12 protein-coding genes are annotated in these 12,767 nt (G+C 68.6%); 5 read left to right on the plus strand and 7 right to left on the minus strand.

Annotation, left to right across the window (positions count from 1 at the left end; translation table 11 throughout):
- Nucleotides 1-345: 345 nt before the first annotated feature.
- Entirely contained in the window at nt 346-531 is a 186-nt protein-coding gene (locus RCO28_RS26575; protein ID WP_308943799.1) for a hypothetical protein, read from the minus strand.
- Between RCO28_RS26575 and RCO28_RS26580 the strand changes: the two genes are divergently transcribed.
- Nucleotides 530-901, plus strand: coding sequence for a hypothetical protein (locus RCO28_RS26580; RefSeq protein ID WP_308943800.1), 372 nt, complete (start codon nt 530-532; stop codon nt 899-901). The genes RCO28_RS26575 and RCO28_RS26580 overlap by 2 nt on opposite strands.
- Before the next feature lie 168 nt (nt 902-1,069).
- Here the strand turns inward: RCO28_RS26580 and RCO28_RS26585 are convergent, their stop codons facing one another.
- Complete coding sequence (locus tag RCO28_RS26585; RefSeq protein WP_308943801.1) at nt 1,070-1,939, minus strand: alpha/beta fold hydrolase; 870 nt, start codon at nt 1,937-1,939, stop codon at nt 1,070-1,072.
- A 366-nt stretch (nt 1,940-2,305) separates the two neighbouring features.
- Here RCO28_RS26585 and RCO28_RS26590 point away from each other — a divergent pair, with 366 nt between their 5' ends.
- The 3 genes from RCO28_RS26590 (at nt 2,306) to RCO28_RS26600 (ending at nt 4,555) form a co-directional block, all read left to right on the plus strand.
- Nucleotides 2,306-2,803, plus strand: a complete 498-nt coding sequence (locus RCO28_RS26590) for a nuclear transport factor 2 family protein (protein WP_308943802.1) — start codon at nt 2,306-2,308, stop codon at nt 2,801-2,803.
- A gap of 117 nt (nt 2,804-2,920) precedes the next feature.
- On the plus strand, nt 2,921-3,289 hold the full coding sequence (locus RCO28_RS26595) for a hypothetical protein (protein ID WP_308943803.1): 369 nt from the start codon (nt 2,921-2,923) through the stop codon (nt 3,287-3,289).
- An 84-nt stretch (nt 3,290-3,373) separates the two neighbouring features.
- The gene (locus RCO28_RS26600) at nt 3,374-4,555 is read left to right on the plus strand and encodes an acyl-CoA dehydrogenase family protein (RefSeq protein WP_308943804.1); all 1,182 of its coding nucleotides are present in this window, start codon (nt 3,374-3,376) and stop codon (nt 4,553-4,555) included.
- A gap of 777 nt (nt 4,556-5,332) precedes the next feature.
- Here the strand turns inward: RCO28_RS26600 and RCO28_RS26610 are convergent.
- The 3 genes from RCO28_RS26610 to RCO28_RS26620 form a co-directional block, all read right to left on the minus strand.
- Nucleotides 5,333-6,925 carry a FadD3 family acyl-CoA ligase gene (locus RCO28_RS26610; protein WP_308943805.1) on the minus strand — a complete coding sequence of 531 codons (1,593 nt, stop codon included), beginning with the start codon at nt 6,923-6,925 and terminating at the stop codon, nt 5,333-5,335.
- A gap of 144 nt (nt 6,926-7,069) precedes the next feature.
- Nucleotides 7,070-7,336 carry a hypothetical protein gene (locus RCO28_RS26615; protein WP_308943806.1) on the minus strand — a complete coding sequence of 89 codons (267 nt, stop codon included), beginning with the start codon at nt 7,334-7,336 and terminating at the stop codon, nt 7,070-7,072.
- Nucleotides 7,337-7,563: 227 nt separating this feature from the next.
- A complete protein-coding gene (locus tag RCO28_RS26620) occupies nt 7,564-8,484 on the minus strand; it encodes an NAD(P)-dependent oxidoreductase (RefSeq protein WP_308943807.1) in 921 nt (306 codons plus the stop codon).
- A 591-nt stretch (nt 8,485-9,075) separates the two neighbouring features.
- Here RCO28_RS26620 and RCO28_RS26625 point away from each other — a divergent pair.
- Complete coding sequence (locus RCO28_RS26625) at nt 9,076-9,228, plus strand: hypothetical protein (RefSeq protein ID WP_308943808.1); 153 nt, start codon at nt 9,076-9,078, stop codon at nt 9,226-9,228.
- A gap of 1,046 nt (nt 9,229-10,274) precedes the next feature.
- Here RCO28_RS26625 and RCO28_RS26630 read toward each other — a convergent pair.
- A complete protein-coding gene (locus RCO28_RS26630) occupies nt 10,275-11,057 on the minus strand; it encodes an SDR family NAD(P)-dependent oxidoreductase (protein ID WP_308943809.1) in 783 nt (260 codons plus the stop codon).
- 21 nt (nt 11,058-11,078) lie between these two features.
- Nucleotides 11,079-12,758: an FAD-dependent oxidoreductase gene (locus tag RCO28_RS26635; RefSeq protein WP_308943810.1), complete on the minus strand. Its 1,680-nt coding sequence runs from the start codon at nt 12,756-12,758 to the stop codon at nt 11,079-11,081.
- Nucleotides 12,759-12,767 lie beyond the last annotated feature (9 nt).

Below are 12,767 nucleotides of genomic sequence, written 5' to 3' on the forward strand. Positions count from 1 at the left end.
TCGATGAACACGTACAGTGCCGCCAGAAGGGCGTCCAGGTCGGAAGTCACACTCAGGCCAACGGGCGCCCTTCGCCATGGTCGCGACCAGCCCAGACATCGGACTCAATCATCTAGGGGGCGTCTCCCCGATCTTCGTGGGCCCGCGACGCCTGGTGCCAAGACGTCACCTTCAACGAGGACGAGTCGGGCACGGAACTGGCCCTCGTAGACAGCCTCTTGCCCAAGCATGTCCTCGTCGCCGCGCTGATGTCGCCGGGCAGCGAGTTCGTCGACCACCGCGATCCGACCATCGCTGTCAGCGACGCCACAATCCCCCGGTAGACCCGGCGTCTGGCCGGGGGCTTCAGGCTGCCCCGGCGAGGGGTTCGAGAATTTCGTGCCGGTGCACCGAGTGGGTCAGTCGGGAGAGGTGGTGGCGGCCGTCGCCCAGGAGGTGGTCGAGGGCGGTGAGGCGGGTCATGTACTCACCCGACCGTTGAGTGCCTGCCCCGGTGCGGGCCCCGCCCGCGCGGGCCACAGTGGCTGACATGACCACACCCGAACCGCAGCCCGCCCCGATCACCGCACCGGCGCTGACCGAAGCGGCCGTCCTGGTCGACCCGTTCGCGCCCTCGACCAAGGCCGTGCGGGTCTTCGCGGGCATAGGCCTGCTGCTACTCCCGGTCGTCGTCGTGGTGTTCGTCATCATCGTCCTCAACCAGTCCTACAGCGGCGACGGGGTCGCCGGACCGCTGGTGGGCATGGCCCCGTGGGCGATGGGAGTGTCCGGCGTCCTGGGTCTGCTCGCGCTCATCCTGCCGAGCGACATGCTGACCCACCCAGCGCGCAGCGCCACCGTCAAGGTGCAGTACGCCCTGGCCGTCGCCGCCCCGATCCTTGCGGCCGTCGACTTCGGCTAGGTCCCACTTACGTCGAAGTCCTAGACGTACCAGGCGGCTCGGAGTCCCGTCGTACCTGCTCGTGCCCTGCCGGGTCCGGCGACTCGAACGGGCCAGGACCAGTACAGCTGCCTGACCTGCGGCCACCGGTGCTGAGAACGATGGCGTCTTACCGCGGGACCCGACCTGTCACGTCTCGTCCTTGTGGATCAGGAAGGCCAGGACGACGCTCTCCCAGGCCGCCTTCTGCTCGATCATCGCCCAGTGGCCGCAATTCGGGAACACGTGCAGCTCTACGTCCGGAATGGTCCGCATCGGCAAGATCGCCATGTCGAGCGGGCTCACCCGGTCGTCACGGCCCCAGGTCATGAGGGTCCTGGCCTTGATCTTGTGCAGCATCGCCCAGTCCGGCGGATTGTCCGAGGCCGCGACCGCGGCGGCTCGTGCCTCGAGCGCTCCTCTGCCGTACATTCTGCGGGCGCTGGCCAGCGTGTCCGGATCGGTGGCCTGAGCCCAGCGCTCCTCGATCAGCTCCTCGGTGATCAGCGCGGGGTCGTACACCATCGAATGCAGCCACTGGACGAGCTTCTCGCGGGTGGGGTTCTCGGTGAACTCCACCAGAAGATTGATGCCCTCACCGCCGAAGCCCGGGTAGAACAGGTTCCGCCCGATGCCGCCGATAGTCACCAGCCTGCGCACCCGGTCCCGGTGACCGATGGCGATCTGGGTGGCAATGATGCCGCCCATCGAGTTGCCGATCACGTCGACCTGCTGCAGTCCGAGTCCGTCGAGGAAGCGCATAACAGCTTCGGGCGCGGCCACCATCGGATGCTGGTCGGCCGGGTGGCTGACCCCGAAGCCGGGAAATTCGAGGACCAAGCAGCGGAATTCCCGGGCGAAGAGCGGGAGAATTCCATGGTAGTTGCGCCACCCGGTCACGCCCGGGCCCGAGCCGTGCAGCATTAGCAAGGGCGGGCCGTCGCCGGCCTCGTGGTAGCGCAGCACTCCGTGATCGGTCTGGAGCTCACGCAACGTGGATTCGTAGGTCAGTTCTGTCATGTTCGCCCTCAGCTCGTTACAGACGCGTGCAGGGATTGTTGCGGCGAATCTAGTCATCCACGGCCAGGGCCCGAAGGACTCTTCCCGGTCAGCGGGAACATGTTCGCCGCCGGACATGCCCGGCTATCCCCCGCCCACCCGTCAAGGTCTAGCACCACCCGTCCACGGTCGTGCAGCCCGTCGAGCGTGGCCGCCGACGCGGCGCTGCCCCGGCCCCTGCCTGCGTACGAGCCTGCGGCGTTGTACCAGGGGCCCCTCTTCGTCGACCAAGCCGATCGCTTTCCCGCTGACCGGGATCGGGCCTTGTCGTGCCCGCCTCAGTGGTCGCTAGCCTCCGGAAGCATCCGCTTCGAAAGGAGATTCAAGATGACGGGCATCGTGCGGGACCGTTCACTGGAGCAGCGGATGGCCGACCTGGAACAGATCGAGTCCATCAAGGCCCCCATGTACCGGTGCTGGGGCGTATGCGGCACGAAGGATCCTGCAGCCTTCCGGGACTGCTTCATCAAGGTGGGTGCTTCGAACGGTCCGCTCGGTACGTTCGACGACGCGGACGGGATCATCGAGGTGTTCGCCGAGACCCCGCTGAAGAAGGTTGAGGGCCGCTGTGCGGTGCTGGACATGCACCACGGCTTCCACCCCTGCACCACCCCGCTGAGCGACACCGAGGCGTCGGGCACCTGGACCTTGCTCATCAGGCGAGTGAACCGGCTCGACAACACCGGGATGCTCGGAGCCGGTGAGTACGACGCATATGTCGTCGAGGACGGGCGGGGGAAGGTGTCGAAGTCGAACCACCAGCCAGTGGGGATCCAGCGTCCGCTGCTCCCGAACACCGTGGTGGAGCAGGTGAGTTGGGCATGAGCGGCAAGGTTGCGGTGGTGGCCGGCACCAGCCGAGGTATCGGAAAGGGTATCGCGACGGCGCTGGCTGCGGACCGCTGGACCGTCTACCTCACCGGTGAGCAGTGGGAGTCCGCTGTTGGAGGCGGCAGAGCAAATCGGCGCACGGGGTGGCACCGCGATCGCGGTGCATGGCGACCACCGCCGCGACGAGGAGATCGCGACGCTGTTCGACCGGGTCAAGGCCATCGCCGAGGCCGAAACTCCCGAGTTCGTCGGCCGGGTCGTCATCGCGCTTGCTAACGATCCGTCGACGAGCGGGCAGACGGCCAATCTTCGCGGAGATCGCGGTGGAAGACGGCATCACGGAGGTGGACGGTCGCCAACCACCGTCGCACCGTGGCGCATTCGGTGGCGGACCCGTCTCCGGAAACGTCGCGTCGGCTGCGGCCCGCGGTCTACGGCCGATCACCGTATCCCGCTGCAGTCCCTCCGCCAGTCCCTGTGAACGCCCCCGCCAGGTCCCCGATCACACTGCCTCCCCCCAGCTGTCTACATGTTCACGCCCATCTCAACCTCTAGGAGCACACGGATGCCCAAGCAGATCGCCGAACGGATCGCCGGCATGGCAGAGCAGCTTCGCAGCCAGGCCGACGAGGCCGAGCGGCTCGGCAAGCTTCCCGACGACACGGCCAAGAAACTCAAGGAGTCCGGTGTCATCCGGATGTTGCAGCCCGCCGAGCACGGTGGCTACGAATCCCATCCTCGGGATTTCGCCGAGGCCGTGATGGCAGTGGCCCGGTACTGCGGCGCCAGCGGATGGGTTTCGGGCATCGTGGGGGTGCACCCGTGGGAGATGGCATTCTGCGACCCGAAACTGCAGGAGGAGGTGTGGGGACGCAACCAGGACACATGGATCGCCTCGCCCTACGCACCCACCGGCGTCGCTCGTCCAGTGGACGGCGGCTATGTCTTCTCCGGCCGTTGGCAGTTCTCGTCAGGCACCGACCACTGCGACTGGATCTTCCTGGGCGGCCTGCTCGGCGACGCCGACGGTCGGCCCGTCGCCCCTCAGAGGATGCTGCACCTCGTCCTTCCCCGCTCCGACTACGAGATCGTCGAGGACTCCTGGAACGTCGTCGGTCTTCGCGGGACTGGCAGCAAGGACATTGTCGTACGGGAGGCCTTCGTGCCCGACTACCGCGTACTGGACGCCGCCAAAGTCATCGAGGGGCAAGCCGCGGCCGAGGCCGGGCGGGACGAGACGGTCTTCCGCATGCCCTGGTCGACCATCTTCCCTCTGGGAATCACCGCGGCCGTCATCGGCATCGCCGAGGGAGCACTCGACGCACACGTGGCCTACCAGCGGGACAGGACGGCGGCCGTCGGCGGAGTCATAAAGGAGAATCCCTACGTCATGCGCGCGATCGGTGAGGCGGCTGCCGAGATCGCGGGGGCACGGGCACAGCTGCTGGACAACGTCAGCCGCATCTTTGACATCGTCGACGGCGGCAGCACCGTGTCGTTCGAGCGACGGGCTGCGGGCCGACGTGATCAGGTGCGGGCCGCCTGGCGAGCGGTGGCCGCAGTCGACGAGATCTTCACTCGGTCGGGCGGGAACGCGCTACGGCTCGACCAGCCGATACAGCGCTTCTGGCGCGACGCGCACGCCGGCCTAAGTCACGCGATCCACGTCGAGGGAACCGTCTACCACGCGGCCGCGATGACAGCGATGGGCCAAGACGTGCCCGAAGCATTGCGCATGATGATCTGAGTCGATCGGCCGAAGCGTCACCGGGGCCGCCGAATGGAGGCCGCACCTCGGGACGAGCCATGCCCCTCGTGTCTCCGGCTGGAGCTCGTCAGCCGGAGACACCTTCGTCACGGCAACACCGCGCCCATGCACCGTGGAACTTCCGCGGCCCTCCGGCCGGAACCGCGCCGACGCAGCCGTCTTCCCGTCGACCCCCATGCCACCGTCGCCGGCATTTCGCAGACGTGCACGTGAACTCAACCTTCGACGTTTTCGTTGATCGTCGTGGGTCGGTCGGGCGGGTGACCGTGCCCCGATGCGTGGCCGGTCTGTCCGGCGGTGAGGACGAAGGCCAGGGGACGGCAGCGAGTGTCGGCGGCGAGGTGGATCTTCGTAGTCAGCCAGCCGCGGGACCGTCCGACGGCGTGGTCGTCCGACTCGCCGGTTGGGGCCCTTTCTTGCGAGTCTCGACGGCGTGCTGGTGGGCCCGCACGATGGTGGAGTCCACCGAGACAGCCCAATTCAGGTCATCTTCGGCGTCCGCCTGGGCCATTCAGCGTCGTGAACACCCGGTCCCAGGTGCCGCCGATGGCCCACATCCGCAGCCGGTTGTAGACGCCTCGCCGATTGCCGTACTTCTCCGGGAGGTGGACCCAATGCGCCGGTCTGGAACTCGAAGGCCCATGGCGTAAAAGCAGCCCCGGTGCGCCAGGATCGGACCACGGCGCACCACCGCCGGGCGATCGCTCCACCGAACGATCGCCGCAGAGAGGCTGGTCAAGCTGCACAGCGGCCGGTTCAGCGGATGGACTGCGCCGACTCATCGCGGAGTTCGAACTTGAGTACCTTGCCGGACGCATTGCGGGGCAGGGTGTCGACGATACGGACCGAGCGAGGCACCTTGAAGTTCGCCAGCCGCGTGCGGCAGAACGCGATGATCTCCTCCTCGGTCACGGTGGCACCGGGACGCGGGATCACATAGGCCCGCCCCACCTCGCCGAGCCGCTCGTCGGGAACGCCGATCACCGCTGCTTCGGAAATCTTCTCGTATCGTGCGAGGGTCTGCTCGATCTCCGCCGGGTAGGCATTGAACCCTCCGACCATGAACACGTCTTTGAGCCGGTCGGTGATGCGCAGGTTTCCGTCGGCGTCGAGCACCCCGACATCGCCGGTGTGCAACCAGCCCTTCGCGTCGATCGCGTTGTCCGTGGCCTCCCGATCGTTGAAGTAGCCGCGCATGACGTTGTAGCCGCGGACCAGCACTTCACCACTCTCGCCCGCCGGTACCGGCTCGCCGTCCCGACCGGCGACGATCACCTCGGTGCCCTCGATGGCCTTGCCGACCGTGTGCGAGACCGTCTCCGGGGCTGCGTCCGGATCGCCGACAGTCACCGTGCCGCACGACTCGGTGAGCCCGTAAGCGACGATCACCTGCGGAAACAGCTCTGCGCGCATGCGCTCGACGAGGGCCGCCGGCACCACGGACGCGCCGGTGATGGCCAGCCTGAGCGAGCCGAGGTCGAGGCCGGCGCGGTCGGGATGGTCAAGCAGGGACGCATAGAGCGTCGGAGCGCCCGGCACGACCGTCAATCGTTCCGAGCTGATCAGCCGCAACGTCTCAGTGACGTCAAACACCGGCTGGGACACGAGCGTCGCGCCCTGCATCAGGCAGGCCAGCGCGCCGGCCTTGTAACCGAAAACGTGGAACATGGGATTGACCACAAGGTACCGGTCCCCGGGACGCAGGCCCGTGCGCGCGATCCACGCTTCGTAGACCCGTAGGTTCTGGCCATGAGTGGTCGTTGCTCCCTTGGGCCGACCGGTCGTCCCGGAAGTGAAGAACATGTCCGAAGGGTCTTCTTCGACGACCGTCGCGGCGCGGGCCAGCACGTCGGTACTCGGTACCCGGCCCGCCCGGTCGAGGAAGCGTTCCCAGGGAAGCTCTCCGCCGCCGTCCAGGCGCACCACCTCACGGAGGTCCGGCAGCCCGGCGACGGGCCGACCGCTGCCCGCCGGTTCGCCCTCGCGGAGCATCGCCAGGTAGTCATTGCCGAGGAACCCGTTGTCGACCACGAGCAGCCGCGCACCGCTCTTGCCCAGGATCCACCGCGCCTCGTCGCCCTTGTAACGCGTGCTGATGGGCACGAGCACCGCACCTGCGGTCACCGCGCCGAGTGCCGCGGTGATGAAGCGGTGCCCGTTCGGCGCCCACACCGCCACCCGGTCGCCGCGCTGCACGCCCGATGCGATCATCGCCGCAGCGCTGCGGCGAATCTGCTCACCCAGTTCGGCGAACGTCCATCGGACGCCGCCGTCGACCATGGCCTCGCGCTCAGGGAAGGACTCAACGGCGTGTGCGAGTACTGCGGGAATGGTGCGTATGGCTGGCATCGCTGGTCCCTGTTCTCCATTCGGGGCTCTCGCCCACCTTGGTATTCCGACAAGCGCTTGGCAGGCTTCTGCTCGAGAGCCTGCACAGTCGAACCCGTAGAGGCCGCGGCGATAGCGACGTGACGCGCCGGTACGGCGCAGCTGTCACAGGTGCGTCAACGGTTGTTCGATCCAGATGGTCTTGCCCTGCCGGCCGTACCGCCGCAGTCCGATCGGGCCTCCCTCGTACCGGGTGGCGTTGGTCACCAGCTCGCTGACCACCAACTCGATGGCAAGGCCAAGTCGGAAGCCCTGGTCCACAAGTTGACAGACCGTGAGGTGGCGGGCGTACGCGACCGCGGCAGGGTTGGCGGGAAACTCCCATCGGGCGGTGTCACGGGCCGACCGGGTGCGGGGGCGCGCGAGCAGCACGGGAGCGAGACGTCCCGAACCTGTGGAGCCCCTCACGCACGGCCATACCGGGGTCAATTCCAGCTTCCTGCGCCACACCGCAGACACCGCAGACACCGCAGACACCGCAGACACCGCTACAGGCTCGATGCGCGGGCAACCCTGCTCGACGTCGGCAGGCGCCGCCTGGTCGGCGGTCAGGAGCCGCTCTGAGGCAGCTGGTGGCGGGGCCTCAACGGTTTTCCTGGCTAGGCTTGGCCGGGAACGGCGAGCGAGGCGACCATCTCCTCGATCATCGGCCGCACGTCGTTGCGCCGGTATCCCAGGAACTCCTCCTCCAACGCCTCGGGCTCGTAGCTAACGACCTCACCCCGGCCCGGCACGATGAAGGCGTCCGGCATGAACGGGTGCTCAGCGTCGCGCTCCTCGAGCTTGCGTCCGGAGCCGGACGCGTCGAAGACCAGCTGGAAGTACTCCGTGAACGTCAGGTTCTCGTCGCCGACCAGATATGCCGCGCCGGAGCGGGCGTTGACCAGGGCGCCGGCGATCGCCTCGGCCAGCGAGCGAACCGTCATGTAGTTGGTGCCCCCTGCAGGGGCGAAGTCGGGCACCTTCCCCACCAGCTCCCCGCGCGCCCAAGCCAGCTGCTTGGCGAAGTAGCGGGTGGTGGCTCCGGGGACCATGCCCACGATCGAGGGCGGGTTGAGCGTCGACACGTTGAACTCGTCGGTCGCCAGGGCCCGGGACGCCGCGTCGGCGTCCCTGCGGGCTCGCACGTAAGGGTTCGTCTCGGCAAGCTCGGGACGCACCTGGTGGTAGTAGCTGCCGACCTGCACGACACGGCGTACGCCGGCCCGCTTGGCCCGTTCGACGAAGCGGGGAACACCCACGCCCTGGACCTTGTCCCAGAACTCCTGGTCGGCGTCCTCGGGGGCGACGTGGCGGATGTCGTTGCCGGCGACGAACACGACCGCTTCGAACGGCTCGAGCTGCTTCTCGCGAATCTCGTCCTCGGCATAGTCGCCGATGAGCACCGGATAGTCGGCAACCAGTGAGTCGGACTTGGGGGGGCGTCGGGCCGCGACGGTGACGTCATGGCCCACATCGGTGAGCTTGCGTGCGGTGTGGCCACCGATCATGCCGGTGCCACCGACAACCAGGGTCTTCACGTTCTTCTTCACCTTCCTCAGGGGCGGATGGGGGCTCACGCGAACTGCGTGACACCTCCGTCGATAACCATGCCGCGGCCCGCGTGCACCTCGAACCGGCCAGCTCCCAGCCGTAGACCTCGAGGGCCTCGCAGGGGAACACCGGAGCCGCGAAGCGGTCCCCGAGCCAGCGGAGGTCGGCCGGATGGGCATCGAGCGCGACTTACGTGACAAGCGGCGGGGACGCCAGGGTGGCCAGCCTGTGCAGGACAGGCACTCGAGGGGCGGCTCCCCCTCTGCCGCCTCCCTCGCACAGCTCCAGAGCACACATGCTTTCAAGAATCGTCGGCCGTGGAGCATCCCCTCGGACCGTCGTGCGGAGGTGGTAGGACCGTAGGTTTCGACGCCCCGAAAAGGAATACGGTCATCCCGCTGAGTGGGAGCGACGGGGCTCGGTGAACATGGGTGAAGCCGTTCCACGTTGCCCCGGGACCTCGCCGCACCACGTCTTGATCTGCTGACGCAACTGGACGGCAAGACCGTCGCCACAGCGGAGCCGGCCGCGGCCAAGGAGCGGCCCGGGCGCGGCTGTTCGCGCAGCACGGCGCCCTTGTGGTGCTCACCGACGTGCGCGATGCCGAGGGCCGGGCGGTCGCCAAGAGCCTCGGCGACCATGGGCTGTTCGTTGCCCACGACGTGACGGCGGCCCTGGACCTGGCCCGTCACCGCATCCGGGTCAACTCAGTCCACCCCCAGCGCGGTTGACACCTCCATGGTCGCCTTCGAGCTTGGTGTGGACGCCGGACAGCGGGAATGGCCGCACGTACTTCTGCGCGGGATGGGCCGGGCCCCGGGGAGGCTGCGGAGAGGGTGCTCTACCTGCTCTCGGAGGCCGCGGTGTATGTCAACGGTGCCGAGTTCGCACCGACCGCGGGCTTCCCCGATCCGGCCCTCCGCGATTCACCCGGCGCCTCTTCGATGTCGACCGGAGCACCGACTCCCCTGTCACCACCCACCTTCAAACCCTGTGCGAGCCATGAACCGACGCACACCGCAGTTGACAGAGCCGGGCGGTACGAGGTGTTGCCGGCATCCACCGCATCCCACTGCCCATGCCCGACGACGGGCTGTGCGGTGAACGTCTACGCCATCACCGATGGCGAACGCGTCGTGCTGATCGACTCCGGCTGGGCGCTGGCCGAGAGCCAGGAGCAGCTCGCCCGCGCGCCGCCCGGCGGCGCTCGACGCGATCGGCTACGGGCTCGAGCACGTGTCGCAAATTCCTCGTCACGCACATGACGAGCGATCACCACACGCAGACGGTCGCGCTGCGGCGCACGTTCAGCACACCGATCGGCCTCGGCGCCGACGAGCGTCCGCGCCGATCTGCTTCGAGGCGAGCCCGGCCGCTCGGCGACTGCCTGGTCTCCCTGCTGCTGGTGCGGACGATGCCCAACGTGCGGCTACTACCCACGCACGGACCGGTCGCTGACAGCGTGCCCGCCCGGGTGGACGAGCTGCTCGACCACCGCCCCGCACGGCTGGACGCCATGCTCGCCGCCGTGACGGCGGACGCGCACACTCCCGGAAGGTGGCCGACCGGCTCGGCTGGACGCTCCGGCACCGCCCGTTCGCCGGGTCGGACCCGTTCAACCAGATGCTCCGTGCTGGAAACGCGGGCGCACCTGGACGTGCTGGCCGAGCGCGGCCTGCTCCACGCGACCGACGTGGACGGCATCACCCTCTACCACCCGTGCCAACGGAAACGGGTCCCGGTCCGGCTCGGCGCCGGACCGGGACCCTGTCGACGATCACATGTGGGTGCCGCCGTCAATACGGATCTCGGTGCCTGTGATGAACGCGCCGTCCTCGGAGGCCAGCATCGCGATGACGCCCGCCACGGCCTCCGGGCCGACGAAGCCCGTCTCTGGGTCGGCGAAGCCCTCCCCCAACAGAGCTGGCCTCAGCTTGGCGTACAGGCTCCAGTCGGTGTCCTCGGGCAAGCCCGGGTCACGGGTCATCCCGCTGTTGATGCTGCCCGGCGCCACGCACACCGCCCGCAGCCCCTGCTTGGCGTACTCCGCGGCGATCGCGTGCGTAAAGGACTGGATGCCACCCTTGGTCGCCGCGTACGCCGCCATGTAGGGGTGGGCGAAGGACGCCGAGGTGGAGCTGAAGTTGACGACCACGCCCTTGCCGGTGACCAGCAGCGCGGGCAGCGCCTCCCGGGTCACCAGGAAGGTGCCGGTGAGGTTTACCGCAATGATCTGGTTCCAGAACTCCAGCGTGGTGTCGTGCGTGTGCGCCGAGCGCAGGATGCCGGCCGCGTTGACCAGCACGTCCAGCCCGCCGAGGTCGGCTATCGCGCCGCCGACCGCCTCCCGTACGGATGCTTCGTCCGCTATGTCCACGACCACGGTCGTCAGCCGGCCCGCGTGCTCAGTGGCCAGGGCGGTCGTTTCCTTCAGTCCGGACTCCGAGACATCGGCGGCCACGACGTCCGCACCCTCCCGGAGGAGCCGTACAACGGTCGCCCGGCCGATGCCCGATCCTGCGCCGGTGATCAGGACCCGGCGTCCCTCATAGCGTTGCATGTGTCTTCTCCTTCTCCTCGGTCACTGCGTGGCAGGGGGGCACGTGCGTGCGATGTGGTTGACCGCGAGCCAGCTGAAGGTCATCGCCGGGCCGATGGTCGCGCCGGGCCCCGGGTAGGTCTCGCCCATCACCGCGGCGGAGACGTTGCCGGAGGCGTACAGGCCCTCGATCACCATCCCGTCCTCCCGCAGCACCCGGCCCGTGGCGTCGGTGACCAGACCGCCCTTGGTGCCGATGTCGCCCGGGTGCACCGGGACGGCGTAGAACGGCCCCTTCTCCAGCGGCGCCAGATTGGGGTTGGGCAAGGTCGGGTCGCCGTAGTAGCGGTCGTAGACACTGTCGCCACGGTGGAAGTCCTCGTCGCGGCCGGCGCGGGCGAAGCCGTTGAAGCGGTCCACGGTTGTCCGCAGCCGCTCCGGAGCAGCACCGATCTGCCCGGCCAGCTCCTCGACGGTCCTAGCCTTCTTGACGAAGCCGTTCTCCAGCCACGGCTTGGGGAAGGCCTGCCCCGGGAACAGCCCCATGATGATGTAGCGGGACTTGGAGGGGGCATCGAGGATCAGCCAGGAAGGGACGGTGGTCGCCTCGGGCCTGTCGGCCGCATACATCGCGTCGACGAACTGGTGGTACGGGGCGGCCTCGTTGGCGTAGCGCTCGCCCGCCGCGTTGACGATCACCATGCCGGGGATGCCGCGGTCGGCGACGAGGAAGAGCGGCTTGCTCCCGGGCGGCACCGCGGACGGTGCGCCCCACACCCGGTCCATCAGGTCGACCGCGGCGCCCGCGGCCATGGCCTGCTCCAGCGCGTCGCCGGTCTGGCCCTCGGGGGCGGAGCTCCACTCGGCAGAGGTCGGTGCCGGCAGATACTTCTCCCGCAGTTGCTGGTGGTGCGAGAAGCCGCCGGCGGCGAGGACCACGCCGCCGGTCGCCCGGATCGCGAGCTCCCGGCCGTCGCAGGTGATCCGGATGCCGGTGATCCGGCCGTTCTCCTCCACCAGATCTGTCAGCGGAGCGGACAGCCACAGCTCGCCGCCGAGGGCGTCCAGCGAGTGCCGCATCCGGGCGATCAGCGCTTCGCCGAGGGAGAGCAGCTTCCGGCCGGAGAGCAGGGCCTTGACCGCGCGGGCGCCGACCCTGGCCGAGGTCCGCCTGCCGGCCCAGGTGCGCCCGACCATGTTCAGGCGGCGGAAGTCCTTGGAGGTGATGGTGAGCCCGTAGGTGGGCAGCCCGGCCCGGCGCAGGGTGGCGCGCTGCTCGGGCGGGAGCTTCTTGAAGTCGAAGATCCGCGGTTCGATGGAGCGGCCCTGCGGGTAGCCGCCGATCCGCTCGGGGTAGTAGTCGGAGTAGCCCGGGGTGTAGACAAACTTCACGGCCGTGCGGTCGTGGAACTCCCGTACCATCCGCGGTCCGTGCTCGATGTAGGCGTCCTTGCGGGCGGCGGGCACCCGGTCGCCGACAGTGGAGTCCAGGTAGGCGCGGGCCTTCTCGGGGGTGTCGCCGAGTCCGGCGGCGTCCAGGTGGAAGTTGTTCGGCACCCAGATGGCGCCGCCGGACAGGGCGGTCGTGCCGCCGTAGATGTCGGTCTTCTCCACCACGAGGACAGTCAGTCCGCGCAGCCGGGCGGTGATGGCCGCGGCCATCCCGGCGGCGCCGGAGCCGACCACCACGACGTCGTAGGTGTGGTCCCACTCGGTTCTCATGCGGGTGTG

Source organism: Streptomyces sp. LHD-70 (assembly GCF_031157275.1).
Lineage (GTDB): Bacteria > Actinomycetota > Actinomycetes > Streptomycetales > Streptomycetaceae > Streptomyces.